General features: G+C 53.2%; 31 protein-coding genes and 1 pseudogene. 12 read left to right on the top strand and 20 right to left on the bottom strand.

All coding sequences use genetic code 11. The features are described 5' to 3' along the window. The first annotated feature begins 4 nt into the window (after window positions 1-4). The 3 genes from CWE12_RS05615 to CWE12_RS05625 are packed head-to-tail and all read left to right on the top strand — an operon-like array spanning window position 5 to window position 1,474. A complete protein-coding gene (locus tag CWE12_RS05615) occupies window positions 5-343 on the top strand; it encodes a hypothetical protein (protein WP_126788698.1) in 339 nt (112 codons plus the stop codon). A gap of 11 nt (window positions 344-354) precedes the next feature. Beyond that, window positions 355-816: a DUF4810 domain-containing protein gene (locus tag CWE12_RS05620; RefSeq protein WP_126788699.1), complete on the top strand. Its 462-nt coding sequence runs from the start codon at window positions 355-357 to the stop codon at window positions 814-816. Then, window positions 803-1,474, top strand: coding sequence for a GNA1162 family protein (locus tag CWE12_RS05625; RefSeq protein ID WP_157981933.1), 672 nt, complete (start codon window positions 803-805; stop codon window positions 1,472-1,474). The genes CWE12_RS05620 and CWE12_RS05625 overlap by 14 nt, the downstream gene beginning before the upstream one ends. Here the strand turns inward: CWE12_RS05625 and mutM are convergent. Further along, window positions 1,471-2,280 (bottom strand): bifunctional DNA-formamidopyrimidine glycosylase/DNA-(apurinic or apyrimidinic site) lyase, encoded by an 810-nt coding sequence (mutM, locus tag CWE12_RS05630; RefSeq protein WP_126788701.1) that lies wholly within the window; start codon window positions 2,278-2,280, stop codon window positions 1,471-1,473. The two genes, CWE12_RS05625 and mutM, sit on opposite strands and share 4 nt — an antisense overlap. Window positions 2,281-2,291: 11 nt before the next feature. Next, window positions 2,292-2,780, bottom strand: coding sequence for a hypothetical protein (locus CWE12_RS05635; RefSeq protein ID WP_126788702.1), 489 nt, complete (start codon window positions 2,778-2,780; stop codon window positions 2,292-2,294). 70 nt (window positions 2,781-2,850) lie between these two features. Here CWE12_RS05635 and CWE12_RS05640 point away from each other — a divergent pair, with 70 nt between their 5' ends. Then, window positions 2,851-3,468 carry a 2OG-Fe(II) oxygenase gene (locus tag CWE12_RS05640; protein ID WP_126788703.1) on the top strand — a complete coding sequence of 206 codons (618 nt, stop codon included), beginning with the start codon at window positions 2,851-2,853 and terminating at the stop codon, window positions 3,466-3,468. 6 nt (window positions 3,469-3,474) lie between these two features. Here CWE12_RS05640 and CWE12_RS05645 read toward each other — a convergent pair whose 3' ends face one another. The 6 genes from CWE12_RS05645 to coaBC all read right to left on the bottom strand — a co-directional run bounded on the left by CWE12_RS05645 (window position 3,475) and on the right by coaBC (window position 6,812). Then, a complete protein-coding gene (locus CWE12_RS05645) occupies window positions 3,475-3,843 on the bottom strand; it encodes a hypothetical protein (protein WP_126788704.1) in 369 nt (122 codons plus the stop codon). A 64-nt stretch (window positions 3,844-3,907) separates the two neighbouring features. Then, on the bottom strand, window positions 3,908-4,063 hold the full coding sequence (rpmG, locus tag CWE12_RS05650; protein ID WP_111568740.1) for a 50S ribosomal protein L33: 156 nt from the start codon (window positions 4,061-4,063) through the stop codon (window positions 3,908-3,910). A 19-nt stretch (window positions 4,064-4,082) separates the two neighbouring features. Beyond that, entirely contained in the window at window positions 4,083-4,319 is a 237-nt protein-coding gene (gene rpmB, locus CWE12_RS05655; protein WP_126788705.1) for a 50S ribosomal protein L28, read from the bottom strand. Between the two features lie 113 nt (window positions 4,320-4,432). Further along, entirely contained in the window at window positions 4,433-5,020 is a 588-nt protein-coding gene (gene slmA / locus CWE12_RS05660) for a nucleoid occlusion factor SlmA (protein WP_126788706.1), read from the bottom strand. Window positions 5,021-5,087: 67 nt separating this feature from the next. Next, a complete protein-coding gene (dut, locus tag CWE12_RS05665) occupies window positions 5,088-5,558 on the bottom strand; it encodes a dUTP diphosphatase (RefSeq protein ID WP_126788966.1) in 471 nt (156 codons plus the stop codon). A 3-nt stretch (window positions 5,559-5,561) separates the two neighbouring features. Beyond that, window positions 5,562-6,812: a bifunctional phosphopantothenoylcysteine decarboxylase/phosphopantothenate--cysteine ligase CoaBC gene (gene coaBC / locus CWE12_RS05670; RefSeq protein ID WP_126788707.1), complete on the bottom strand. Its 1,251-nt coding sequence runs from the start codon at window positions 6,810-6,812 to the stop codon at window positions 5,562-5,564. Between the two features lie 164 nt (window positions 6,813-6,976). Here coaBC and radC point away from each other — a divergent pair, with 164 nt between their 5' ends. Next, on the top strand, window positions 6,977-7,657 hold the full coding sequence (gene radC / locus CWE12_RS05675) for a RadC family protein (RefSeq protein ID WP_126788708.1): 681 nt from the start codon (window positions 6,977-6,979) through the stop codon (window positions 7,655-7,657). A 16-nt stretch (window positions 7,658-7,673) separates the two neighbouring features. On the opposite strand, the gene gpsA is transcribed toward radC, so the two are convergent. The 3 genes from gpsA to CWE12_RS05690 are packed head-to-tail and all read right to left on the bottom strand — an operon-like array spanning window position 7,674 to window position 9,701. Then, a complete protein-coding gene (gpsA, locus tag CWE12_RS05680) occupies window positions 7,674-8,693 on the bottom strand; it encodes an NAD(P)H-dependent glycerol-3-phosphate dehydrogenase (protein WP_126788709.1) in 1,020 nt (339 codons plus the stop codon). 12 nt (window positions 8,694-8,705) lie between these two features. After that, window positions 8,706-9,218, bottom strand: a complete 513-nt coding sequence (secB, locus tag CWE12_RS05685; RefSeq protein WP_126788710.1) for a protein-export chaperone SecB — start codon at window positions 9,216-9,218, stop codon at window positions 8,706-8,708. A 33-nt stretch (window positions 9,219-9,251) separates the two neighbouring features. Beyond that, complete coding sequence (locus CWE12_RS05690) at window positions 9,252-9,701, bottom strand: rhodanese-like domain-containing protein (protein WP_126788711.1); 450 nt, start codon at window positions 9,699-9,701, stop codon at window positions 9,252-9,254. A 237-nt stretch (window positions 9,702-9,938) separates the two neighbouring features. On the opposite strand from CWE12_RS05690, the gene gpmI reads away from it, so the two are divergent. After that, on the top strand, window positions 9,939-11,486 hold the full coding sequence (gene gpmI, locus CWE12_RS05695) for a 2,3-bisphosphoglycerate-independent phosphoglycerate mutase (RefSeq protein WP_126788712.1): 1,548 nt from the start codon (window positions 9,939-9,941) through the stop codon (window positions 11,484-11,486). Between the two features lie 55 nt (window positions 11,487-11,541). Beyond that, window positions 11,542-12,645, top strand: a complete 1,104-nt coding sequence (locus CWE12_RS05700; RefSeq protein WP_157981934.1) for a murein hydrolase activator EnvC family protein — start codon at window positions 11,542-11,544, stop codon at window positions 12,643-12,645. A 3-nt stretch (window positions 12,646-12,648) separates the two neighbouring features. On the opposite strand, the gene CWE12_RS05705 is transcribed toward CWE12_RS05700, so the two are convergent. The 5 genes and pseudogenes from CWE12_RS05705 to ftsY form a co-directional block, all read right to left on the bottom strand. Further along, on the bottom strand, window positions 12,649-12,900 hold the full coding sequence (locus CWE12_RS05705) for a YkgJ family cysteine cluster protein (protein WP_126788714.1): 252 nt from the start codon (window positions 12,898-12,900) through the stop codon (window positions 12,649-12,651). Between the two features lie 13 nt (window positions 12,901-12,913). Beyond that, entirely contained in the window at window positions 12,914-13,774 is an 861-nt protein-coding gene (gene rpoH / locus CWE12_RS05710; RefSeq protein ID WP_126788715.1) for an RNA polymerase sigma factor RpoH, read from the bottom strand. Window positions 13,775-14,014: 240 nt separating this feature from the next. Next, entirely contained in the window at window positions 14,015-15,001 is a 987-nt protein-coding gene (gene ftsX, locus CWE12_RS05715) for a permease-like cell division protein FtsX (protein ID WP_126788716.1), read from the bottom strand. After that, window positions 14,998-15,702 carry a cell division ATP-binding protein FtsE gene (gene ftsE / locus CWE12_RS05720; RefSeq protein ID WP_126788717.1) on the bottom strand — a complete coding sequence of 235 codons (705 nt, stop codon included), beginning with the start codon at window positions 15,700-15,702 and terminating at the stop codon, window positions 14,998-15,000. Before ftsE ends, ftsX begins: the two co-directional genes overlap by 4 nt. Before the next feature lie 82 nt (window positions 15,703-15,784). Then, window positions 15,785-16,714, bottom strand: a pseudogene (ftsY, locus tag CWE12_RS05725) (signal recognition particle-docking protein FtsY); the annotation flags it as partial. Between the two features lie 424 nt (window positions 16,715-17,138). Between ftsY and rsmD the strand changes: the two are divergent. Continuing rightward, entirely contained in the window at window positions 17,139-17,750 is a 612-nt protein-coding gene (gene rsmD, locus CWE12_RS05730) for a 16S rRNA (guanine(966)-N(2))-methyltransferase RsmD (protein WP_126788719.1), read from the top strand. Here rsmD and CWE12_RS05735 read toward each other — a convergent pair. Together CWE12_RS05735 and CWE12_RS05740 are read right to left on the bottom strand one after the other, a co-directional pair. Then, window positions 17,740-18,357: a YjaG family protein gene (locus CWE12_RS05735; RefSeq protein WP_126788720.1), complete on the bottom strand. Its 618-nt coding sequence runs from the start codon at window positions 18,355-18,357 to the stop codon at window positions 17,740-17,742. The genes rsmD and CWE12_RS05735 overlap by 11 nt on opposite strands. Then, entirely contained in the window at window positions 18,354-18,953 is a 600-nt protein-coding gene (locus CWE12_RS05740) for a YhgN family NAAT transporter (RefSeq protein ID WP_126788721.1), read from the bottom strand. Before CWE12_RS05740 ends, CWE12_RS05735 begins: the two co-directional genes overlap by 4 nt. Window positions 18,954-19,047: 94 nt before the next feature. Between CWE12_RS05740 and CWE12_RS05745 the strand changes: the two genes are divergently transcribed. The 4 genes from CWE12_RS05745 (at window position 19,048) to CWE12_RS05760 (ending at window position 22,331) form a co-directional block, all read left to right on the top strand. After that, entirely contained in the window at window positions 19,048-20,037 is a 990-nt protein-coding gene (locus tag CWE12_RS05745) for a threonine ammonia-lyase (protein ID WP_126788722.1), read from the top strand. After that, on the top strand, window positions 20,034-21,140 hold the full coding sequence (locus CWE12_RS05750) for an alanine racemase (RefSeq protein ID WP_126788723.1): 1,107 nt from the start codon (window positions 20,034-20,036) through the stop codon (window positions 21,138-21,140). The genes CWE12_RS05745 and CWE12_RS05750 overlap by 4 nt, the downstream gene beginning before the upstream one ends. 169 nt (window positions 21,141-21,309) lie before the next feature. Beyond that, window positions 21,310-21,939, top strand: a complete 630-nt coding sequence (locus CWE12_RS05755; protein ID WP_126788724.1) for an SRPBCC family protein — start codon at window positions 21,310-21,312, stop codon at window positions 21,937-21,939. Between the two features lie 65 nt (window positions 21,940-22,004). Beyond that, entirely contained in the window at window positions 22,005-22,331 is a 327-nt protein-coding gene (locus CWE12_RS05760; RefSeq protein ID WP_126788725.1) for an ArsR/SmtB family transcription factor, read from the top strand. Here CWE12_RS05760 and CWE12_RS05765 read toward each other — a convergent pair. Continuing rightward, window positions 22,328-22,765 carry a VOC family protein gene (locus tag CWE12_RS05765; RefSeq protein WP_126788726.1) on the bottom strand — a complete coding sequence of 146 codons (438 nt, stop codon included), beginning with the start codon at window positions 22,763-22,765 and terminating at the stop codon, window positions 22,328-22,330. The genes CWE12_RS05760 and CWE12_RS05765 overlap by 4 nt on opposite strands. Then, on the bottom strand, window positions 22,765-23,937 hold the full coding sequence (locus tag CWE12_RS05770; RefSeq protein ID WP_126788727.1) for a cystathionine gamma-synthase: 1,173 nt from the start codon (window positions 23,935-23,937) through the stop codon (window positions 22,765-22,767). Before CWE12_RS05770 ends, CWE12_RS05765 begins: the two co-directional genes overlap by 1 nt. Window positions 23,938-23,942 lie beyond the last annotated feature (5 nt).

Consider the following 23,942-nt stretch of genomic DNA (forward strand, 5'->3'; position numbering starts at 1 on the left):
GACTATGCCCCGTTTTATAACCATTATCAGTGTCGCGTTCGCCCTACTGGTGCTCAATGCCTGCACCAGCAGTTATGAACGGGTCACACAGCCAGCCAGCGAGCAGGCCTTTTTACATCTTACAGGTAACTTTATGGGTACGGTTCTGATCATCAACAGCCAGGACCCAATCACGCTGCGCGAGGGTAAAACCCGGACCTTTCAACTTGAAGGTCAGCGCTTTGCCGCCTTTGAAGTTTCACCGGGGCCTTTGCATGTGCAGATATACCGCAACGACAGAGTGTTAATCAATCGCGAGCTGTACGTTTCAAACGGAAACGCTATCGCCATTCGTGTGCCCTGACCTAAACTCATATGACTACATTACGCTTACGCCACGGGCTCATAATCAGTCTCTGTCTGCTCCTCTCAGCCTGCGCCAGCCAACCACGGCAAGGAATGTACTGGGGTAGCTATGAATCGAGCTATTATGAGCTTGAGAATACGCCTGGCGACCAGGCCCGGCAACGCCACATCGATACCCTGCGTAATATCGTTGCGGTCAGCGACAGTCGTGGCTGGCCACCGCCTCCCGGGACCTTACTTGAGCTTGCTAACTACGAGCGCCAGTTAGGCAATCAGCAGACCTACGCGTACTACGTTAATCGTGAACGTCAGCTTTATCCTGAGTCGAACCTGTTTATTCGGCGCTGGTTTGCTGATGTGGTGCCGCCTGTGGTTGTGCCTGAGCCTGCGATGACCGACGAAGACGACACACCAGCAGACCCATCAAAAGACCAGGATGCCACTGAGGAGCAAGCCAATGAGCCATCTTAGAACACTGCTTCTCGCCCTCGTCGTGGCGCTGACCCTGAGTGCATGCGCAAGTTCAGCGCCACCCGATGAGTACGCGTATTTCAATTCACCCAATATGCGCAGCGTACTCGTACTGCCGCCAGCCAACCGGACCACCGCAGCTCAGGCGCCGGATCTTTTCTATACCAGCCTTGCGGTGCCTTTAACCCGGGCCGGGTTTTACGTATTTCCCAGTCAACTGACCCAACAGCTGTTACGTGATCAGGGTATTATCGACGGCGCTCAGCTTGAGAGCGTCGACCCACGCCGTTTCTATGACTTGTTTGGTGCCGACATGGTATTGCAAACCACGCTGGTTGCATGGGATACCAGTTATCTGGTGATCGGTGGGTCGGTTACCGTCGCAGCCCAGTATCAACTAGTTTCAACCCATACCGGCGAGGTTGTCTGGCAGGCTAATGAGCGACAATCGGTAAATACCGGAGGAGACAGCAGCAGTCTGCTGGGGGCCTTGTTAGAAACCGCATTGAACACGGCGCAGCAAGACTATATTCCGCTGGCACGAGAAATGAACCGACGGGCATTTTCAAGTCTGCCGCATGGCCCCTACCACCCCCGTTTCATCTCAGCCGCAGCGCGAGCGGATATTCCTCAGTCAGAGCAGGACGACGCCCGCTAGCGCTGACAGCGACGACAATAGACAGAGGCGCGCTGTCCTAGCTGAATGGTCTCCAGCACCGTCTGACAGCGCACACAGGGCTCTCCGGCGCGGCCATACACCAGCAGCTCCTGCTTAAAGTACCCAGGCTTGCCGTCCGCCTGGGTAAAGTCTTTTAAGCTGGTGCCGCCTTGTTCAATCGCTTTAGTTAATACCGCTTTAATTGCGCTGCTCAGCACCTGATACCGTGCCAGCGAAATACGCCCGGCCGCACGTCGCGGGTCAATACCCGCCGCAAACAGCGCTTCGGTTGCATAGATATTACCAACCCCTACGACCACTGCATTATCCATAATAAAGGTTTTTACTGCGCTGCGTCGCGAGCGCGACAAGGTATAAAGACGCTGCCCGCTGAACTCATCGGTTAACGGTTCCGGGCCAAGGCGACTCAGCACAGACAATTCGCTGCCGTGCTCCTGCCACAGTACAGCACCAAAACGTCGCGGGTCATTCAGGCGAAGTACCTGACCTGAAGCGAATTCAATTTCGAAATGGTCGTGTTTACTGCGTGGTAGCGTTGCATCAACGATGCGTAACGCACCGGACATACCCAAATGAATGATCAGGATGCCCGGGGGGGTATGCAATAGTAAGTACTTGGCACGGCGTTCAACGCTGGTGATCGCGTGACCGTTTATCAGCTGAACGCTAGCCGGTATTGGCCAGCGTAGCTGAGGCCGATGGACTCGTACCTGAACCACAGGGTTGCCGACAATATGCGGTTCAATTCCGCGTCGGCTGGTTTCTACTTCGGGTAATTCTGGCATCTGATTGCTGCCTAACGCGGTGGTCGTAAGCTGGTGGCTTGGTCATGGGTGGCTAAAAACACGGTATCGTAACCAGGCAACGCTACCAGAACTTGGTTCGGCTGAAAGAATACCGCAATTTTTAGCACTCCGCTCTGATCCGCCACACTGACTTCAACTGCATATTCTTCGCCTTCCAGAAGGCCGTCATAGGGTTTCAGGGTAAGACTTTGCCAGGCATCGAGCCAGGTACTCTGCTCTGCACTGGTCAACTGCCCGCCGCGCAATTCCCATTGGTTGCCAACGCGAACAAGATCATGCTGCTGATCGCGTAACTCAACAATATTAAACACCGCAAACGGGCGGAAAGACTCGTCAGATGCAGTACGGCTGCTATCCTGACCAAGGAAGTAAAAAATAAACATAAAGGCCAACACAACGTAAATGATCACGTTGTTCCAACCCCGCTTTGAAAGCGTGATGCCGAAAATGCTACGTTGGTCAGACTGTGTTTTTTTCATATTATGCCTGTTCACTTGTTCGCCAGAACACTATATATTGTGCGCCGTTTGACTAAAGGAAACACCACACTTGGATATTTCTGGTATTGCCGACGAGCTCGCCGAGCACGGTTATTTCATTGTGCCACAATTTTTTAGCCAACAGAAAGCTCTGCAGTTCTATCACTATGCTCAATCACTGGATGATAGCCAGTGGCAGCTGGCTGCGATTGGTCGCCAGCAGCAGCAAACCATTAATACCAACGTCCGCAGCGATACCATCCATTGGCTGGACAGGCACGACTCGGTTGAGTCCGATTACCTGACGTACATGGACCAGCTGCGGCAGGGACTCAATCGGGAATTGTTCATGGGCCTGTTCGATTACGAAGCTCACCTGGCGCGTTACCGGCCAGGCGCTTTCTATAAGAAACACCTGGATGCTTTTAAAGGTCGCAGTAACCGAATCCTGACCACTGTGCTGTATCTCAATCCGCAATGGAGCAAAGCCGATGGCGGCGAACTTGTGCTCTATGGTGAGCGCGGTGAGGTGCTGACAGAGGTGCTGCCGACTTTAGGGACTATGGTGATTTTTCTCAGCGACCGTTTCGTCCATGAAGTGAAAACCGGACTAAAAGAACGCTTCAGCATCACCGGCTGGTTTCGCCTTAACAGTTCAATTAGCGGTATTATCGATCCGCCCCGCTAACCCCGGCTAAGGCTTTTTGCGCCAGCGCAGATACAGCACTAGCCCCCAGACTACGTAGTACCAGAGCACACTCAGCGCCAGTAACACCAGCGCAGCAAGCGATATCGAAGCATTCAGCCGCAGTCCCGCCGTATCCAATAGAAGAATCAGAACATTGAGCAGCATCGATGCAATCAGGAACGTCGCCAGCAACGGCCAGCGCAAGGTCGCGCCGGTAGCTGGCCCGGACGCGAGCAATACCAGCAAGACATGATAGCCATGCTGATAGAAGCCTTGCCCACTAAGCAAATACCAAAGAAAAGGTGGCACATAAGAGAGCATGACCAAGAGGTATACTGGCTTAACAAGGCGGCTACTGGAAATCAGTCTAAACATAATTGGCTGGCCAGATTGCAGATACAAAAAACCCGGCCAGAGCCGGGCTTTTAACAAACACTACTTACTTGATTTTCGCTTCTTTGAAAATCACATGCTTGCGAATTTTCGGATCAAACTTTTTGATCTCCATTTTCTCAGGCATGGTGCGTTTGTTTTTATCAGTGGTATAAAAGAAGCCTGTACCAGCTGAAGATACTAAACGGATCTTATCGCGCATCGTAATGAGCTCCCTTTATTTAGACTTTAACGCCATCGGCACGTAAACCTGCCAATACTGCGTCAATGCCGTTCTTATCAATAATACGCATTCCTTTAGTAGAAATACGCAGCTTCACCCAACGTTTCTCGCTCTCAACCCAGAAACGGTGAGTCTGCAGGTTTGGCAGGAAACGACGACGCGTTGCGTTGCGCGCGTGTGAGCGGTTGTTTCCAACCACAGGTCGCTTACCTGTAACTTGGCATACTCGTGACATTTTCATTTACTCCAAAAATTGCTTGCAAGCTCGCCTTTCGCCGCGGTGGCCTTGCCTTAAATTCGAGGGCGCAATTTATACAAAATTTGAGCGGTAAAAGCAAGTAAAACCGCTTAATTTTTTAGTTGCTGCTCAATTAGTGACCATTGCTGATCAAAATGATCGATTGGTTTGCGGGTAAAACCAGAACGCACGAATTGTACGATCTTCCCCTCTACAAAAGCTAGTACCCAATTGGCTAAAATGCCTTCATCCATGCTCGAGGTCAGCCCATCACGAATCCGTCGCTCACGAAGCATCTGTTTAAACTGTGCTTCGATCTTATCTGCGATCGCTGCAACGCGGTGACGCAGGCGTTCATGCTCCCCGCTTAATGCATCTCCTGTGTATATCCGCGCCATACCAGGACTTCGCGTGGCGAAATCCAGCAACAGGCGAACACTCAGGCGAACCCGTTCGGTACTGTCCTTTTCATGCTCGAGAATGCGGTTAATACCACCCAGCAGAATATCTTCCAGATAGTCCAGCAACGCCTCGAACATGCGCGCTTTAGACGGGAAATGGCGGTAGAGCGCCGCTTCCGATACACCGACCTCTGCGGCCAGACGCGCCGTTGTGATAGGTTTTCCCGGGCTGTTTTCAAGCATGGTAGTGAGGCTCTGCAGAATAGCCTCGCGACGATTGGTTTTCGGCTGTGACATGTGTGGGTCCTTCTTTAATCCCTGATATATGCTGCGTTATTTTTATCGTAGTGTGTATCTGTGTAGCTTATTGCGTTCCTGAATGACCGAAGCCGCCTTCCCCACGGCTACTGTCAGTAAACTCATCAACCAGATTAAACTCCACCTGCACCACTGGCACTATCACCATTTGTGCAATACGTTCACCGGGTTCAACCCTATACGCGTTGTCACTGCGGTTCCACAATGACACTTTCAGCTCGCCCTGGTAATCCGAGTCAATTAAACCGACCAGGTTTCCAAGTACGATACCATGTTTGTGACCAAGCCCAGAGCGTGGCAGAATAGTTGCAGCAAGGCCTGGATCGGCAATATGCATCGCCAGCCCGGTGCCGATTAAAACGGTTTCTCCCGGCTCAATACTGAGCGGCGCGTCCAGACAGGCGCGTAAATCCAAACCCGCTGAACCCGGTGTTGCGTATTCAGGTAACGCGATGTCCTGACCCATTTTCGGATCCAATACTTTTATATCCACTTTCTTGCCTGGGCTTTTATTCATCATTCAGTGTTCTCGTTGCTGTAGTTGTTGACTCAGATGCTGGACAATTTTTTCTGCCAGCTCTCGCTTGCTGGCACTACCAAGCGATTCATGCGCAATATCGCCGGGACCATCGCGCCAAAACAGCTCGATGCTATTGGCATCACTATTGAATCCGTTGCCTGCCACGCTTACATCATTGGCCGCAATCATATCCAGGCCTTTGCGCTCGAGCTTGCCTATCGCATAATCCGCTACATTCTGTGTTTCGGCCGCAAACCCCATAGTATAAGGGCGTGACTGCGAAATAGTCGCGACACCAGCCAGAATATCCGGATTTTTAATCAGCCGCAGCTCAAGCTGGTCATCGTCGCTGCCTTTCTTTTTCATCTTGTGTTCAGCAACCTCGGCGGCGCGGTAGTCGGCTACGGCGGCACAGCCTATAAAGACGTCCTGCTCCGCGACCCTGGCATCCACTGCTGCTTGCATCTGCAACGCAGATTCAACATCAATTCGGGTCACACCCGGAGGGGTAGGCAACGTGACCGGCCCGGCGATCAAAGTAACCTCGGCGCCTGCCGCTCGCGCTGCTTCAGCCAGCGCAAAGCCCATCTTACCGGAACTATGATTGCTGATATAACGCACCGGATCGAGTGCTTCACGGGTTGGGCCCGCCGTGATCATCACCCGGGTGCCAGCCAATAAACTGCTCCTGCCTTCGAGCTGTTGAATAACCCGGTTGATAAGCTCAGCGGGTTCCAGCATGCGTCCCGAGCCGACATCACCACAGGCTTGAGAGCCCTCGCCCGGCCCCCAGATAAGTTTGCCGTCGGCACGTACCTGAGCCAGATTACGCTGGGTGGCTGCCGCCGCCCACATTTGCTGGTTCATCGCCGGCGCAATAGCGACCGGCGCGGCCGTCGCCAGACACAAGGTGCCGAGCAGGTCATCCGCCTGTCCATGTGCCAGCTTCGCCATCACACTGGCAGTTGCCGGGGCGACCAGAATTAAATCTGCCCACTTGGCCAGTTCAATATGGCCCATGCCTGCTTCTGCAGCCGGGTCGAGTAGATCATCGTGAACCGGCAGGCCTGAAACCGCCTGCATAGTCAGCGGCGTGATAAACGACTTAGCCCCTGCGGTCATCACAACTCTTACTTCAATGCCACGTTCTTTCAAACGGCGCACGATTTCTGGCGTTTTATAGGCGGCGATGCCACCGGTCAGGGCCAGAATGACGCGCTTAGACTGTTGGTTTTCGATCTGTGAAGTCATCTCTGAAGTCGCCGATATGTCGCAAATTTAGCTTAAGATACCACGACCTATAGGCATTTGGCACCTACCTTAGCTAGGCTGTAAGTGCTTACTAGCTCAGGGCTGAGCGGCGGACAATAATCAAGGAACAATAAATCAGGGAACAATCATCAGGGAGGCGCTGAATGGACAACATAATCAAAAACTGGCCGGTTGAAGAACGGCCGCGTGAAAAATTTATTCGTCACGGCAGCCAGTCATTAAGTGATGCCGAGCTCCTGGCACTGCTCTTTGGGACTGGTACGGCCGGAAAGAATGTCATTAACTGGGCGCGCGAGTTACTGCAGCAAAGCGGTGGGCTTGCGCCCTTACTCGCCATGGACGGCAAGCAGCTTTGTGCGCTCAATGGTATCGGGCCGGCGCGCAGTATTCAGTTGCAGGCGGTGCTTGAGCTTTCCAAACGCTATCTGGCGGCGGCACTGAGTCGCGGAGAGGGCTTCACACGCCCGTCACTGGTTCGCGACTACCTGGCTACCCAGTTGCGTCACCAAGCGCGTGAAGTCTTTGCTGTGCTGCTGCTGGATACTCAGCATCGACTGCTGCACTATACGGAACTGTTTATGGGCACAATCAACGCCGCGCCCGTCTATCCGCGGGAAATTGTTAAACTGGTGATGCACCACAATGCCGCGGCGGTGATCATCGCCCACAATCATCCGTCCGGCGTCGCTGAACCCAGTCTGGCCGATCAGAAAGTCACCGAGCGGATCAAACGCGCACTGGACGTCATCGATGTTGGCTTACTGGACCACTTTGTCATCGGCGGTGAAGGCACCGTGTCCTTCGCCGAGCGCGGGATGCTCTGAGGCCTACAGAAAGTAACTACAGCCCTTCCGTGGTGCGCGCTCGAGCTAGCAGGTCCTGAGACGCCTGCATCGGGTCTTTACCTTCATACAGCACCAGGTAGATTTGTTCAACAATCGGCATTTCTACATCATAACGCTTAGCAAGCTCATAGACTTCCTTGGTATTACGATAGCCTTCAACCGCCTGCCCAATCTCTTTGACTGCCTGATCAACTGTTTTTCCTTCACCTAAGGCCATGCCGAAACGACGGTTTCGCGACTGGTTATCGGTGCAGGTCAGAATCAAATCGCCAAGCCCAGCCATTCCGGTAAAGGTTTCCGGTTTTCCACCCACCGCCAGGCCTAAGCGGGTTAACTCGGCTAAGCCTCTGGTGATAAGAGCGGTCCGGGTATTGGCCCCGAAGCCAATGCCGTCAGCCATACCAGCGCCAATGGCGATAATATTTTTCACCGCCCCGCCGAGCTGCATACCGGTAAAGTCGTCGTTCTGATAGACCCTGAACGATTTATCGCAGTGCAGAATTTCAGACAGCTCATTGACAAAATTGGGCTGGTTCGACGCCACGGCGATCGCCGTCGGCATGCCACGGGCCATCTCGCCGGCAAATGTCGGCCCCGATAAGACAGCCAGCCCCCGCTCTGGTCCCAACACATCCACGGCTACGTCTGATAACAGACGCCCGGTGCCAGGTTCGAGTCCTTTTGTTGCCCAGGCAACTCGCGCATTCGGGCGCAAGTGAGGCTTGATCTGTTGCAGTACGTCCGCAAAACCATAACTGGGAACCACCACCAAAATGGTGTCGGCATCCGCCACCGCTTTGGCCAGGTCTGCTTGCAGGGTAATGGTATCAGGCAACTGAATATCCGGCAGATAGCGGGTGTTTTCACGCTGGCTCCGCATGGTTTCAATGTCATCCTGATTGCGTCCCCACAATGTCAGCGGGACCCCTTTTCTCGCAATACAAATAGCAAGGGCGGTGCCATAAGACCCCGCCCCTAATACGGTAATTGCGTTGTTCGCTACCGATGTCGTCACAATATGACTCGCTTACGCGTCCTGCTTTTGCTCAGCGGCTTGCTGTTGCGCTTGCTGCTGTTGCATGTGCTGAGCGAAAACCGCATCAAAGTTGACCGGCGCCAGGTTTAATTGTGGGAACGTACCACGGGTTACCAGGCTGCTGATGGCTTCACGTGCGTATGGGAACAGGATGTTCGGGCAGAACGCACCCAGAGTGTGTGCCTTGTTCGGCTCAGGCATGTCTTCAGAAACACTGAAGATACCAGACTGCGCGACTTCGCACAGAAACGCTGTTTCACCTTCTACGGTGTTTTTAGCCGTTAGCGTTAAGGTGACTTCATACACGCCTTCATCAATTTTCTTGTTACCAACGTTCATATCAACGTTTAGCTCAGGCTTCCATTCTTTACGGAAAACATCTGGGGCATTCGGCGCTTCGAAAGAAACATCTTTCAGAAAGATACGCTGAATTGCGAATTGAGGTTGCTGTTGCTCACCCTGAGCGGCGCCATTTTGCTGTGCTGGTTGCTTTTCATCAGCCATAATAAATTCCTGCCTAAATGTTGTTGAATAAGATTATTTTGATTTCTTACCAGAGGTTTTCGACTTAGAAACCGGGAAACTGGCATTTTTCCATGCAAACATCCCACCTTGCAGCACTGACGCTTGTGAAAATCCTGCTTTCTCAAGGGCAACTGCGCCCTGTTTAGCCGTGTTACCATGGTTGCATACTACAACGATGGGGGCGTCCTTAAATTTTTCAAGGTTTTTTGTTTCACCGGCTTTAAGTTGCTCCAGGCTGATATTACGAGCCCCCTGGATATGCCCCTGGCTGAATTCATCTGCCGAACGAACATCGACAAAGACACCACCCCGGTTTACAGCAATGGTCGCTTCCTGCGGTTTTAACATTTTAGCTGAGGATAAACCGCCCTTAATAAGGCTATTGACCAAGAGGAAAAACGCCACTAACCATGCAGTGGTAAGAATGTAATGCTCGGTCGCAAAATCGATAAATTCATTCATGTTACTGCTGCAACTCCCGTTGAATCTTTTGCTGCCTGAACCGAAAAACGTCGCTGTAGCTCGCCTGACGGCATAAAATCGAGCCCCAAAGTATACCGACTCAAATTTGAGTTACCAGTAAAATCTCCGTCTGGACGGGTGCTTAAATAGCCAGTTTGCAGTAAAATATTGACACTATTGTAAATCACCTGGATAAAACCGGTTTTCTGCAGACGACTAATCTAATTGAGGCAGTTTATGAATACGTCGCCAGGCGCTCGCAAAAAAACACTCGCTCTTTTAATTCTTGATGGCTGGGGTTTACGTGGAGACGCCCCTGATAATGCGATTGCAGCGGCACACACCCCTGTGCTGGACGAATTATACAAAACCCGCCCGAACACCCAGATTGATGGGTCCGGTATGGCCGTTGGCCTCCCCGACGGACAAATGGGTAACTCCGAAGTAGGCCACGTCAACCTGGGTGCCGGTCGCATTGTTTATCAGGACTTTACCCGCATCAGTAAAGCCATTGACGACGCCACCTTTGAAGACAATCAGGTCCTCAACGACGCTATCCAGCAGGCCAGTCTGGCTGGCGGCAAGGTCCATATTATGGGCCTGCTATCTCCCGGCGGCGTACACAGTCATGAGGAGCATCTGCTGGCGATGGTCAAAATGGCGGTTCACAAAGGTGCTAAAGACGTTATTGTGCACGGCTTCCTCGACGGCCGGGACACCCCTCCACGTTCGGCGAAGCCAAGCCTGCAGCGTTTTCAGCAATGTTTCACTGAACTTGGAAAAGGCCGTTTTGGCAGTCTCATCGGCCGTTATTACGCAATGGACCGTGATAACCGCTGGGACCGGGTTGAACGCGCCTATCGTTTACTTACCGAATGCCAGGCCGAGGTCTATGACGATGCCGAGAGCGCATTAGAAGCGGCCTACAACCGCGACGAAAGCGACGAGTTTGTACAACCGAGCTGGATCGGCGAGCAAACCCCAGTCAGCGACGGCGACGCAGTCATTTTCATGAATTTCCGTGCCGACCGTGCACGTGAACTGACCCGGGCCTTCGTTGAAACTGACTTCAACAACTTTCAACGTAACCGGCATCCAGCCCTCGCCAGCTTTGTTATGTTGACCGAGTACGCGGCGGATATTAAAGCCCCGGTGGCCTTCCCGCCTGATGCGCTAGGTAATGTATTAGGCGAGTGGCTGGCTAAACATGACCGCACTCAACTGCGTATTTCCGAGACTGAAAAATATGCCCACGTCACCTTTTTCTTTAGTGGTGGACGCGAACAGGAATTCCCGGGCGAGAAACGCGTACTGATCCCCTCGCCTGATGTGGCGACCTATGATCTTAAACCGGAAATGAGTTCTACTGAACTGACCGATGCCTTAGTAAAGGCAATCGACAGTGGCGAGTACGATGTTATCGTGTGTAATTATCCAAATGGCGACATGGTTGGACATACCGGAAACTTTGACGCTGCGGTAAAAGCCTGTGAAGCCGTCGATGCCTGTATTGGCCGAGTACTTGAAGCCCTTGAACGCAATCATGGTGAGTGCCTGATTACCGCCGACCACGGCAATGCTGAGCAAATGGCTGATCATCAGACCGGGCAGTCGCACACCGCCCACACCAGTTTACCGGTGCCCTTTATCTACGTTGGTCGCGACGCGACCCCGGTAAGTGGCGGGCGGCTGTCGGATGTAGCGCCGACCATCTTGCATTTACTTGGGTTAGCACAGCCGGATGAAATGACCGGCAAACCTTTAATGCAGCTAAAACAAGGATAAGTAATTGATGACATGGCGCCCTGGCCTGATTCTTTTCGGAGCATGTTGCTGCCTTATGGCAGCAAGTAGCAATGCACAACCCGATACCGAACAGGAACGCGAGCAAGCTCAACAGCAACTGCGAGCCCTGCAAAACGAAATTGAATCGCGTCGGGAATCAGTCCAGCGTCGTCAGCAGCGATTGAGTTCACTGGAGCGCGAACTGCGCGACATCGAAAATCGAGTCGCTGATACCACCCAGCAGATCCGCCGCACTGAAGCTGAACTGGATGCGAACCAGTCCCGTATCAGTGACCTGGAACAGGAACAGGGCGTGCTTGAAGCGCAGTTGCAGGAACAGGCGGAAATGCTCGCCGACCAGATTGAAAGTGCCTACCGCAGCGGAGGCAACGACTTCGTCCAAATGCTGTTAAACCAGCAGGACCCGGCGCGGATTGAACGTCTGCTGACCTATTATCGCTATTTCAACCAGGCCCGAATGGAACAGATCCAGGCACTGCACGCCACCGAACAGGAACTGCGTAGTGTCGAACAGGCCCTGACGTCGCAGCGTGACGATCTTAGCCGCACTATCGCCCGCCAGGAACGGCAACGCCAACAGTTACGAGAAGAGCAGCAAACACAGCAGCGTAACGCGCAGCAACTGCGCACCGCGCAACAGAATGAAGAGCGTGAATTAACCGATATGCTGCAGGACGAACAGGAGCTGACCGAACTTCTTGCCGCATTAGACGATGTCATTAGCCAGCAGGAAATCGAACTCTCAGGTCTGGCATCGCAACGCGGGGAGTTACGCTGGCCTGTTAACGGTTCGATTCGTCATGCCTTTGGTCAGCGCCGCAGCGGCCAGGTGAACTGGAAAGGGCTCATCATCAATACCGATGCAGAGGAGCCGGTTCGGGTTATTGCGGACGGTCGGGTTCTTTTCTCAGACTGGTTACGAGGCTTTGGGCTGGTCGTTGTGGTCGACCATGGGGAAGGCTATATGAGTCTCTATGGCTACAATCAGTCATTAACCCGGGACGTCGGTGAAGCCGTTCGAAGTGGCGAGACCATTGCCTTGACCGGTCAAAGTGGCGGTCAGTCAAGACCGGGGCTTTACTTCGAAATACGCCATGAAGGCAATCCAGTCGACCCGGTGCGCTACATTCGTCGCTAAGGCTCAGGAAGTAGACTCTTCCAGTGTGCTCAGCAGAATCAATGCCTGCTCCCTGTTGTCACCGCAAACATAGGCTTCGGCACTAAATTGTGCACACACGTCGGGCCGACGCGGATCGCCAAAGAGCTTACACAGATTATCGCTGTCGAGCTGGACACAGGGAGTATTGGCGGGTTTGCCATTCGGCATGCCTGGAATAGGCGAAGAGATAGAAGGGGCGATGCAGCAAGCACCACACCCCTTCCGGCATTGCATACTAAACGACAATTTAAAGCATAGCGGAACGCAGTTTCTTCATCGCGTTCTGCTCAAGCTGACGGATACGCTCCGCCGAGACCTGATATTCTTCTGCTAAATCCTGTAACGTCACTTTGCTGTCATCCAGCCAGCGCGCCCGCACAATATGCTGACTACGCTCGTCAAGCGCATGCAGGGCCTTGCCTAAACGTTTATTAGCATGCGCATCCCAGTCATCATTTTCTACCTGACTGGCAACGTCGGTGCTCTTGTCTTCGAGATACTGAGCAGGTGAGAAATTGCCGCCTTCGCGGGCATCATCGTCATCAGAACTTAGTTCGAAGGCTGGATCATGGGCGCTCATACGCGACTCCATTTCCATCACCTCGGCACTGGTTACACCCAGTTCGCTGGCGACAGTTTCCACTTCAGCACGGTTAAACCAGCCCAGACGTTTTTTCGCTTTACGCAGATTAAAGAACAACTTACGTTGCGCTTTGGTGGTCGCTACTTTAACAATACGCCAGTTACGCAAAACGAACTCATGAATTTCAGCTTTGATCCAATGCACTGCAAAAGAAACCAGGCGTACGCCGACCGTTGGGTCAAAACGCTTAACGGCTTTCATCAGGCCGATGTTACCTTCCTGAATCAGATCCGCCTGCTGCAGGCCGTAGCCTGAATATCCGCGGGCAATGTGAACGACAAAACGCAGATGCGACATGATCAGCTGCTTAGCCGCCGCTAAGTCGCCTTCATTTTGCAAACGTTCTGCCAATGACTTTTCTTCCGCGGCAGTTAGCATCGGAATGCTGTTTACCGAAGAAATATAGGCTTCCAGGCTTCCGCTGCGCGGAACCGAAAGTGCCATTGAGTTAACGTTAGTGCTCATTTACTACCTCGCGTTCATGTTCTTTGGAGAGCTCTCTGCACTTCTTAACGGAAGTTTAGCGGAAGAAACGTTTACCAGAGTGACTGTCCGCTACAGATCGCACTCGTTCAGAGCCCGAAACGGTGAAAAAGTTCCGTCGGACCCACTATACTAGCAGAGCCAACGACGATCTCAAGCGCTGTAAATCGTATAACCTGGTCAGTTTAGCCCAGGGGTATGACAGGCAGATGACGGCTTCACTTAGCGTGGCTCTATCGCTGCCACATGCCGCCGCACCGCAATCCAGGAGCCCAGTAAGCCGAGTCCAACTGCCACCGCCCACAGAATTAACAATTCATTGAAACTCAGTCCCTGCAGACGAAACTGGCTGTCGTAGAGTTCAGTCACCCGCAGTACGGCAGCGCGTATCCACCAGATCAGAAGAAACGTCGCCAGCCAGGCTATCAGACCACCTATCACGCCATACCAGGCACCCGTATATAAAAATGGCCGCTGGATGTAGCCGTCCGTCGCCCCAACCAGCTTCATGATCATGATTTCGTCACGCCGGTTCAAAATACCCAGACGTATCGTATTACCAACAATCAATACCACGGCAATACAGAGCAAAATTGCCAATGCGCCTAACGCATCTTCGATCAATTGAATCAGTGCCTGCAGGCGTTCGACCCAATCCAGGTCCAGTTTAACTTCACTGACTTCGTTTTCAGCCGCCAGTTTACGCTGCAGTTGCGACGCACGTTCGGACGAACTGTAATCACGAACCGGAGTAATAATAAGGACGTCTGGCAACGGGTTGCTGTCCAGATAATCAATCGCACTACCAAAGCCGGAGTACTCCCTGAATTCCCGCAAGGCCTCCTCGCGTGAAATATGGCTGACCTCTGCCACTTCGTCCATCAGGCTTACCCGACGCTGGAACGTTTCGACCTGTTGACTACTGAGGTCTTTGTCCAGAAAGGCAGTGATCTCCGCCGGATTATCCCACTGCTGACCCACTGCCTGGCTGTTTTTAACCACCACGTACAAGGTGGCCGGCAATGTCAGGCTAAGGCCGAGCACAGCAATGGTCATCAGCGACGCAAACGGAGTGCGCCATAACTCGCCCAGGCTGCCCACCGCCTGTTGTGCATTGGAGACGAAAAACATAATAAAGCGACGTATCGGACCGATACGAGTGATTTTTGCACCCTGCTCGCCGCGTTTACTGCGAAACAACAGACTCATAACTCGCTCCCTGTCAACGCGCCACCATGATGTTCATGGGCCAGCCCATCATCAATCATGCGTCCGTCTTTCAGTGTCAGTGTGCGATAGCGCATCCGCGCAATCAGCCCAAGGTCGTGGCTCGCAATCAGCACCGACATACCAACACTGTTAAATGACTCAAACAAACGCATGATGTCCATCGACAACTTAGGGTCAAGGTTACCAGTCGGTTCATCGGCGAGTAACAGCGGCGGTTTATTTACAATCGCGCGGGCGATGCCAACACGTTGCTGCTCACCGCCGGATAGCATAATCGGGTAGTGCCGTTCTTTACCGCCAAGCCCCACTTTATCGAGGCTTGCGCTGACCCGCTTGGCTGCTTCCTTATGGGTGTACCCTTCAATCAGCAAGGGTAAGGCGACATTGTCATAGACGGTTTTGTCCATCAGCAGCCGGTGGTCCTGGAAAATAACCCCAATATCACGACGCACATACGGGATCTGGCGTCGTTTAATTTTACGCAGGTCGTGGCCATTAATTAAGACTCGCCCAATGCTCGGACGCTCCATCAACGCAATTAAGCGCAGTAGCGTACTTTTACCGGCCCCGGAGTGACCGGTCAGGAACGCCAGTTCCCCCGCCCGCAAATGGAAATTAACCTGATTCAGCGCCTGAAAGCCACCGGGATAGGTTTTACTGACCTGCTCAAATTTAATCATATTGGGTATCGCTTCACTTAAAGTAAGCTTTGGCTATGTAAGCTCTTGTCAAAGCAGGCCGCGCTGGCTAAGCCTGCCGACTTCAATCGGCGCTCTTCACGTCGGCAGTTTTGACCTCAGCAAAAAGTGCCTCAATAAATTCGTCACCTTTAAACGGACGCAAATCGTCCAACTGCTCACCCACGCCAATATAGCGGATTGGAATCGCAAACTGGTCTGCCAATGCAAAAATCACCCCACCCTTGGCAGTGCCATCAAGCTTGGACATAACCAGACCCGTGACCCCAACCGCCTCATTAAAAAGGCGCGCCTGACTAATCGCATTCTGACCTGTCCCCGCATCCAGGGTCAACATGATCTCGTGCGGCGCCTGTGGGTCTACTTTCTTCATCACGCGGACGATTTTTTTCAACTCTTCCATCAGGTTGGCTTTATTCTGTAAGCGTCCGGCAGTATCCGCGATCAACACATCCACATCACGTGCGCGCGCTGCTTCAACCGCATCATAGATAACCGACGCACTATCGGCCCCGGTATGTTGCGCAATAACAGGAATATCGTTGCGCTCACCCCAGACCTGCAACTGCTCGACGGCAGCCGCACGGAACGTATCGCCTGCCGCCAGCATCACCGATTTACCTTCACTCTTGAACTGTTGCGCCAGCTTACCAATGGTGGTGGTTTTGCCCACACCGTTGACGCCGACCATCAGAATCACCATAGGGCCATTTTCCGGCTTAATCACCAGTGGCTTACTTACCGGCGCGAGGATTTCCTCAAGGTATTCTTTCAGTCGGTCAAACAAGCGCTCTGCGTCTTTCAGGTCCTTGCGCGAGGCATGATCGGTCAGCTCATCAATAATCTTTTGGGTGGTTTCCACCCCAACATCGGCCATCAATAACTGAGTTTCTAAATCTTCAAACAGCTCGTCATCAATCTTTTTACCAACAAATACATTGGCCAGGCCTTCACCGATATTCGACGATGTCTTACGCAGGCCCTCGCGTAAGCGGCTCCATAAGCTCTTTTTATCCTGCTCTTGCTGAGTCGGAGCTGGTTCAGTTTTTGTTTGCACCTGTTCAGTCACCGCTGTCTGATCAAGCGACCGCTGTCGTGCGGCAGATTCCGCCATCGCGGTGGCGGCATCCTCGGTGGCTTCGTTTGAGCGCACCGGCTCCACTTCTGGTGCAGCAGGCTGCGCGTCGGTCTGTTCCTGATGATTGTCGTTATCAAGCGTATCGGGCGTTGGTTCAGGCTCTTTCTTACCTTTGAACCATGAGGAGAATAGGGAACGTTTTTCAGCCATAGCGTAGCAAGTATCCAGTTCGTCAAATGCGTAATTTGCGTTCAATTCTAACACGCACGTCTCAAAAGTGGCCACCGAGGTGAGATTTTGGATACAATTTACCAAGATATCTCAATCAGGTACCCCGACATTGAAAGCTAAACCCAAAGCACGCTCTACTCAGGCCACAGGCAGCATTCGAATTATTGGGGGCCGCTGGCGCGGTCGAAAACTGCCAGTGTTGGCCGCGGAAGGGTTACGCCCGACCACGGACCGGGTAAAGGAAACCCTGTTTAACTGGCTCCAGTTTGAGCTTCAGGGTGCCCGCGTGCTGGACTTGTTTGCCGGAACCGGAAGTCTTGGTCTGGAAGCGCTATCGCGCGGGGCTGCTGAGGTAACTTTCGCAGAAACCCAACGCCCGGCCTGTCAGCAGCTAGGCAGTAATCTGGCAATGCTTGAAGCGAGTGGACAGATCGATAGCCAAGGTGCAGAGCATTGCCTGCAGCAGTTGCCAACCCATAGCATCGATATCGCGTTTATTGATCCGCCGTTTGGCAAAGACTGGCTGCAGCGTATTATTGCGCCGATGGAGACCCGTCAACTGGTCGCCGATGGCGGCTGGGTCTATGTCGAAAGCGGAGTCAATGACCCATTCACAAGCTGGCCATCAGCCTGGCATCTGCACCGCGAAAAGCGTGCCGGGCAAGTCCATAGCCGTTTATTCAGGGTGCGTCGTGAAAACGCCGGGGCAACTACCGACTAGGCGCTTCAGACAAGGTATCGATGGCTAAGCCGAGGTTACTGATGCCTTCGTCCTCTACCATGCCGCGAACCATCTTAACCAGTTCAGCAGTAATCTCAGGCTGACCTTGCAGAAAGGTAACCATCGCTTGTTGCATGGCAATTTCGTACTCAACCAGTTCATGCTCCTGCAGCATTTGCTGACGATCATCCGGGCTCATTTCAGCCCCTTCGGTCAGTTCAAGGAAATGAGCGACACTACCCTGGGAAACTTTCGCTACGTCCAGCAACGGCTTGTCCTCTTTGTCCAGCAAGCCTTGCAGTAAAGTACTGATCGCCACGCAGGCTTCCATTGCCGGGTAAACGCCGAGCAGATCATGGCCATGCTCACTGGGGGTTTGCTCATCGATTTTTTCCTGCCAACGGGCAAAATTCGCTTTGCCACCATGGCCGAGCCAATGCCAGACGACATCCAGCGCGCCCTGCAATACCTTGGGGTCACCAAAGCCGGTGACACGATGAAACAGATCGTAGTTTGGTCGCATTCGTGCACTTAAGTAACAGGCAAGCAGAGCCTGATGGAGAAAAGGTAACTCACGGATTTGCTGAAAAGTAGTACGTTTACTCATGCCTGCCCCGCCTGCTCCATATACGCCATAATCCCGTCCAGGAACATCTGCACTGAAATCATAACCAGAATCATACCCATAAGCCGTTCAATAGCATTCAAGCCACGTTGACCCAGGGCCCGTAAAAATACGTTGCTGAACATTAGCACAGTCGCCGTAATTCCCCAGGCGATAACACTGGCCGCGGTCCAGTCCAGCATCCGGTCAGGCGCCTGGTTGGCAAACAGAATCAACGCGGCGAGCAAGGAAGGCCCGGAAATTAACGGGATCGCCAACGGTACAATAAAAGGTTCATCCCCTGCCGGAAGCCCCAAGACACCGCCGGGCTGTGGAAAAATAAGCCGCAACGCGATAATAAACAGAATGATACCACCCGCAATTGATACCGACTCCTGACGCAGACCCAGCCAGCTCAACAGGCTTGCCCCGAGCCATAAAAATAGCAGCATAAACGCCAGTGCAAACAGCAGCTCACGCATTAATACCAGCCGACGACGCTTTTGTTCGACATGACGCAGCACCGACAGGAAGATGGGCAGGTTGCCGAGCGGGTTCATAATCAATAACAGAGTAACGGTTGCAGTCAGTATATCCATCTGCGTGGTGGGTCCTTAGGCTGGCGTGACAGGTTGTCGATAGTGTACTCTGAAGTCAGTTATTCACCAACCAGCAAAGGCGAATTTTTAGCGTATGAACTGGCAACATGTCGCAGGCACCGAAGCGCTTCAGCTGAGCGCTATTCATCAGGCTCATCAATTGATAGAGCCTTATATTGTGCATACCCCGGTGCTGCAGAGCCCGCAGTTAGATGAACTGACCGGGGCGTCACTATTTTTTAAGTGTGAAAACCTGCAACGCACTGGTGCCTTTAAATTCCGCGGTGCCTGCCACGCGTTACTGCAGCTGACCAAAGCACAGCGGGCGGCCGGTGTATACACCGTTTCGTCCGGCAACCACGGTGCAGCACTAGCCTGTGCCGGGCAGTTATTGGGTATCAAGGTAACGGTCGCAGTGCCCGCCAGTGCCCCAGCCAGTAAAAAAGCCAACATTGCCCGCTACCACGCCACCACGGTCGAGATTGAACCAGGCATGCCGGCACGCGAGGCGATCATAGCTCAGTGGCAGAAGGAGCGTCCGGACGCATCCTTCATACCGCCCTACAATCACGACCACATCATTGCTGGCCAGGGCACTGCTGCGCTGGAACTGATTAAAACCGTAGCAGACCTCGACTGCCTGATAACGCCTGTTGGCGGCGGCGGTTTGCTCAGTGGAAGCGCCATGGTCGCCCACAGCCAGAGCCTGCCGATCTATGCCGCGGAACCAGAGCAGGTCGACGATGCCTGGGCTTCGCTGCAAAGCGGCTCTATTGAACCATCGCGCGGACCCAATAGTATCTGCGACGGTTTGCTGACCAACCTCGGCGACAGAACCTTCGCCATCATTAAGCAACACGTCAATGATATCCTGCGTATCAGTGAAGACGAGGTGGTCGCAGCGATGCGCTTACTATGGCACGAGCTCAAAGTCATTGTTGAACCTTCGTCGGCTACCGTGCTCGCTGCTGTGCTGCGCTACCCCGAGTTATTTAAAGGTAAACGGGTCGGGCTGATTATAAGCGGCGGCAACGTCGACCTTAGTCGCTTACCCTGGCCAGTCGATTATCAGGAGCTGACATGACCCATTTGCAATGGCAACACATCACCGGCCCGCGGGTTCTTGTCGACCGGTTTCGCGCGCAGCGCAACATCCAGCGTATGCAGCAAAAGGCCATTCAGGCGGGTGTTCAGTTACGCCCCCATTTTAAGACACACCAGTCGGTAGAAATAGGGCGCTGGTTCCGCGAAGCCGGTACCCACGCCATCGCGGTGTCATCGGTTCGCATGGCACAGCAATTTGAGAGTGCAGGCTGGCGCGATATCATGCTCGCGATCCCGCTCAACCCCCGAGAACTGTCCGCCATCAACCAGCTCGCCGGTAACTGTTCATTAACCCTGACCATTGAAAGCGGGGAGGCACTCGATACCATCCGCCGACTCAGTCAGGACGTGAACCTGATGATCGAAATCGATGCTGGCTACGGCCGCACTGGCATTGACTGGCAGCAACAGCGCCTGATCAGCGACCTCGCCAACCAGGCACTGCAGTTACCCCAGGTGCGTCAGGTCGGTTTGCTGCTGCACGCAGGCAACAGCTATCAGGCAAGCGGTGAAAACGCTATCCAGCAGGTTCATGAAGAAAGTCTGCAACGTTTAGCTGAGGTCAAAGCGCATATTGCCGAGCCAGCGCACAGCCAGCTTTTCGTATCCGCTGGCGACACGCCGACCTGCAGCCGCATGCAAAGCTTTCCCGGGGTAGATGAGATCCGCCCCGGTAATTATGTGTTTTACGACTTACAGCAACAACATATCGGTGCCTGCGACTGGGATGACATTGCGCTGACCCTGGCCTGCCCGGTTATCGCACGATACCCGGAACGCAACGAAGTCGTCGTTCATGCCGGAGCTGTGCATTTGAGTAAGGATTATTTGCTCAGTAAAGAGCGCTATGAAGGGCGGCCCTGTTATGGCCAGATCATGCAGATGAGTGAGCATGGCTGGCAGGGCAAGCCCGTCGAGGGTGCGTTCGTGCATGGCCTGTCACAGGAGCATGGCAAGGTGCGCATGCCACCCGCTCTGATCGAGCAAACCAGGCTCGGTGACCTGTTAGTGATCGCCCCGGCCCACTCCTGCCTGACGATGGCCGCTATGCACGACTTTATGATTATTCAGGGGACGCGTTAAGCGTCCTTTGCCTGCTTACCCCTACCCATCCCTCATTCGCTCACTCCGGGTCGATCCCGCCACTTTAGCGCGACGATTTAAGTTTTTTCCGTGCGTCCTTGACAGATTTACTAATCTCATCCATATAAGTATAGACTTATATAAATACTAACTTGATAAGGAGCATGCTATGTCCGTTGATTTTGGTGCTTATTTGGGTAAGGTTACGCATTCGGTGGCAGTGTTAGAACGTGACGGTAAACCCGCCCGGGGCGTCACCCTGGAGCGGGACTTTAAGACGACTCTTGAGGATCTCTGGGATGCTATTACCAACCCGGAACGACTTCCACGCTGGTTTTTGCCGGTTAGCGGTGAGCTGAAACACGGTGGTCACTATCAACTGGAAGGCAATGCCGGTGGCACTATCACCGAATGCACAGCGCCACGTTCGTTAGCGCTAACCTGGGAGTTTGGTGGCGGCGTGAGCTGGGTAGAGGTAACGCTTACCCCCCTGGACGAGCAGTCCTCACATCTTAAACTGGTTCATATCTGCCCGCTTGACGAGGAGTTCTGGCCAACCTATGGACCCGGTGCCACAGGCGTTGGCTGGGATCTCGGTTTAGTCGGACTGGCGGTTCACCTTGAATCTGAGGGCGGCGAACGTTTTGATGAAGAGGCTTTAACAAAAACGGCAGACGGTCGGGCTTTTATCACGGCACTAAGTCACAACTGGGGCGAGGCTGCTGTTGAAGCGGGTGACAATGAGCAAGAAGCAAGACTGGCGGCCGAAAAAACAGCGGCGTTTTATTCAGGTGAATAGTCAGGTGAATAGTCAGGTGAATCTGCAGGTGAAAGCACGTAGGTAAAAATAAAGAGGATTGTCAGATGCACGCTTTCGATGTACTGGGCGACCCCGTTCGTCGTCGCATACTGGAGCTGCTCGCTGAAAGCGAGCACAAATCAGGCGATATTGTTTTGGTCATTCAGAGTGAGTTCGGTATTACTCAGGCGGCGGTATCCCAGCACCTTCGGGTGCTCCGTGAAACCGGTTTCGCTAACGCCCGTATCGATGGAGCCAGGCGCATCTACTCAGTGCAAGCAGCACCTTTGCAGCAAGTAGATGCCTGGCTGGATCGTTTTCGAACCTTCTGGGAACCCCGGCTCAGCGCACTGGAGACCGAAATTGCCAGAGGCAAAAAGCAACGCGATTAACTGGCAAACAGCTGATTAATGTCAGCGAACGCTTTGAATTCCATTGCATTGCCCGCCGGGTCGTAGAAAAACATCGTTGCCTGCTCACCCGGCTTGCCTTTAAAGCGCACATAGGGTTCGATAACGAATTCGATACCCGCCGTCTTCACTTTATCCGCCAGTGCCTGCCATACATCCATTTCCAGCACCGCGCCAAAATGTGGCACTGGTACATTGTGACCATCCACAGCGTTGTGTGCTGGTGGCAGAATACGCTCTGGCGCTACATGGGTTACCAGTTGGTGGCCAAAAAAGTTCCAGTCTATCCACTGCTCGGAACTTCGGCCTTCTTCACAACCTAATAATGTCCCGTAAAACTCGCGCGCTTTGCCCAGGTCATCGACCGGAATAGCCAGATGAAATGGTGGTATCGCAGTCTGCTTCTGATGAGCCATTACATGGCCTCCAGCGCTTGCCCGAGGTCTGCAATCAGATCATCGGTGTCTTCGATACCGACAGAAATACGCACGAAATTATCGTGGATACCGAGCTTTTCGCGATTTTCCGCAGGAATGGATGCATGAGTCATAATGGCAGGGTGCTCAATTAAACTCTCAACGCCACCCAGACTTTCCGCCAACGCAAAAATCTCAACAGCCTTCAGGAAACGCCGCGCACTCTCAATATCACCGTCCAGGAAGATTGAAATCATGCCGCCGAAACCAGACATTTGTTTTGCCGCCAACGCATGCTGCGGGTGACTTTCAAGGCCCGGATGCACCACTTTGCGTACCCGTGGGTGTTGTTCCAGCCACTGGGCGATTTTGAGGCCGCTTTCGTTGTGCTGCTTCATCCGCAGCGCCAGTGTTTTAACCCCACGCAAAGCAAGGTAGCTGTCAAAAGGGCCGGCGATCGCGCCGACCGCGTTCTGTAAGAACACCATCCGCTCAGCCAAATCGGCGTTGTCGCCAACCACGACGATGCCGCCAACCATATCAGAGTGACCATTGATGTACTTGGTCGCTGAATGCATCACAATATCAGCGCCTAACTCAAGCGGGCGTTGGTTGAATGGGGTCGCAAAAGTGTTGTCAACGACCACAATCATATCCGGGTTGTGCGCTTTCGCTGCCTTGGTAACCGCTTCAATATCCACTAACTTCAGCATCGGGTTGCTCGGTGTTTCTATCCAAAGCATGCGTGTTTTATCGGTGAACGCGGTTTTTACCTGCTCCAGATCGGCCAGGTCGACGTAAGAGAACTCAAGTCCTGCAGAACGTCCACGGACCTTATCGAATAAACGGAAGCTGCCGCCGTATAAGTCGTCCATTGCCACCACATGGTCACCACTGTCGAGCAGCTCGAGAATGGTTGAAGTAGCCGCCATACCTGACCCAAACGCCAGCCCCTGGCTACCACCTTCAAGGTTGGCTACTGCTCGCTCATAGGCAAAGCGGGTCGGGTTGTGAGAGCGCGAATATTCAAACCCTTTATGTACACCCGGGCTGTCCTGCAAATAGGTTGAACTGGTCACAATCGGCGGCATCACCGCGCCGGTGGTTGGATCAGGCGCTTGCCCGCCATGAATAGTACGGGTTGAAAATGCTAAATCTTTTTTATTGCTCATAACTA

Origin of the sequence: Aliidiomarina sedimenti, from assembly GCF_003986955.1 — a bacterium.
In the GTDB taxonomy this organism is placed as follows: Bacteria; Pseudomonadota; Gammaproteobacteria; order Enterobacterales; family Alteromonadaceae; genus Aliidiomarina; species Aliidiomarina sedimenti.

Excerpts from the sequence above, each read along its gene's own strand:
- secB (WP_126788710.1), bottom strand. The coding sequence starts at position 9,218 with ATGGCTGATGAAAAGCAACCAGCACAGCAAAATGGCGCCGCTCAGGGT.
- CWE12_RS05750 (WP_126788723.1), top strand. The coding sequence starts at position 20,034 with ATGACCCATTTGCAATGGCAACACATCACCGGCCCGCGGGTTCTTGTC.
- CWE12_RS05690 (WP_126788711.1), bottom strand. The coding sequence starts at position 9,701 with ATGAATGAATTTATCGATTTTGCGACCGAGCATTACATTCTTACCACT.
- ftsX (WP_126788716.1), bottom strand. The coding sequence starts at position 15,001 with ATGAGTCTGTTGTTTCGCAGTAAACGCGGCGAGCAGGGTGCAAAAATC.
- gpmI (WP_126788712.1), top strand. The coding sequence starts at position 9,939 with ATGAATACGTCGCCAGGCGCTCGCAAAAAAACACTCGCTCTTTTAATT.
- CWE12_RS05635 (WP_126788702.1), bottom strand. The coding sequence starts at position 2,780 with ATGAAAAAAACACAGTCTGACCAACGTAGCATTTTCGGCATCACGCTT.
- slmA (WP_126788706.1), bottom strand. The coding sequence starts at position 5,020 with ATGTCACAGCCGAAAACCAATCGTCGCGAGGCTATTCTGCAGAGCCTC.
- ftsE (WP_126788717.1), bottom strand. The coding sequence starts at position 15,702 with ATGATTAAATTTGAGCAGGTCAGTAAAACCTATCCCGGTGGCTTTCAG.
- coaBC (WP_126788707.1), bottom strand. The coding sequence starts at position 6,812 with ATGACTTCACAGATCGAAAACCAACAGTCTAAGCGCGTCATTCTGGCC.
- rpoH (WP_126788715.1), bottom strand. The coding sequence starts at position 13,774 with ATGAGCACTAACGTTAACTCAATGGCACTTTCGGTTCCGCGCAGCGGA.
- CWE12_RS05755 (WP_126788724.1), top strand. The coding sequence starts at position 21,310 with ATGTCCGTTGATTTTGGTGCTTATTTGGGTAAGGTTACGCATTCGGTG.
- rpmG (WP_111568740.1), bottom strand. The coding sequence starts at position 4,063 with ATGCGCGATAAGATCCGTTTAGTATCTTCAGCTGGTACAGGCTTCTTT.
- mutM (WP_126788701.1), bottom strand. The coding sequence starts at position 2,280 with ATGCCAGAATTACCCGAAGTAGAAACCAGCCGACGCGGAATTGAACCG.
- CWE12_RS05745 (WP_126788722.1), top strand. The coding sequence starts at position 19,048 with ATGAACTGGCAACATGTCGCAGGCACCGAAGCGCTTCAGCTGAGCGCT.
- CWE12_RS05705 (WP_126788714.1), bottom strand. The coding sequence starts at position 12,900 with ATGCAATGCCGGAAGGGGTGTGGTGCTTGCTGCATCGCCCCTTCTATC.
- CWE12_RS05625 (WP_157981933.1), top strand. The coding sequence starts at position 803 with ATGAGCCATCTTAGAACACTGCTTCTCGCCCTCGTCGTGGCGCTGACC.
- CWE12_RS05765 (WP_126788726.1), bottom strand. The coding sequence starts at position 22,765 with ATGGCTCATCAGAAGCAGACTGCGATACCACCATTTCATCTGGCTATT.
- CWE12_RS05620 (WP_126788699.1), top strand. The coding sequence starts at position 355 with ATGACTACATTACGCTTACGCCACGGGCTCATAATCAGTCTCTGTCTG.
- dut (WP_126788966.1), bottom strand. The coding sequence starts at position 5,558 with ATGAATAAAAGCCCAGGCAAGAAAGTGGATATAAAAGTATTGGATCCG.
- CWE12_RS05740 (WP_126788721.1), bottom strand. The coding sequence starts at position 18,953 with ATGGATATACTGACTGCAACCGTTACTCTGTTATTGATTATGAACCCG.
- CWE12_RS05615 (WP_126788698.1), top strand. The coding sequence starts at position 5 with ATGCCCCGTTTTATAACCATTATCAGTGTCGCGTTCGCCCTACTGGTG.
- rpmB (WP_126788705.1), bottom strand. The coding sequence starts at position 4,319 with ATGTCACGAGTATGCCAAGTTACAGGTAAGCGACCTGTGGTTGGAAAC.
- CWE12_RS05735 (WP_126788720.1), bottom strand. The coding sequence starts at position 18,357 with ATGAGTAAACGTACTACTTTTCAGCAAATCCGTGAGTTACCTTTTCTC.
- CWE12_RS05700 (WP_157981934.1), top strand. The coding sequence starts at position 11,542 with ATGGCAGCAAGTAGCAATGCACAACCCGATACCGAACAGGAACGCGAG.
- CWE12_RS05760 (WP_126788725.1), top strand. The coding sequence starts at position 22,005 with ATGCACGCTTTCGATGTACTGGGCGACCCCGTTCGTCGTCGCATACTG.
- CWE12_RS05770 (WP_126788727.1), bottom strand. The coding sequence starts at position 23,937 with ATGAGCAATAAAAAAGATTTAGCATTTTCAACCCGTACTATTCATGGC.
- CWE12_RS05645 (WP_126788704.1), bottom strand. The coding sequence starts at position 3,843 with ATGTTTAGACTGATTTCCAGTAGCCGCCTTGTTAAGCCAGTATACCTC.
- radC (WP_126788708.1), top strand. The coding sequence starts at position 6,977 with ATGGACAACATAATCAAAAACTGGCCGGTTGAAGAACGGCCGCGTGAA.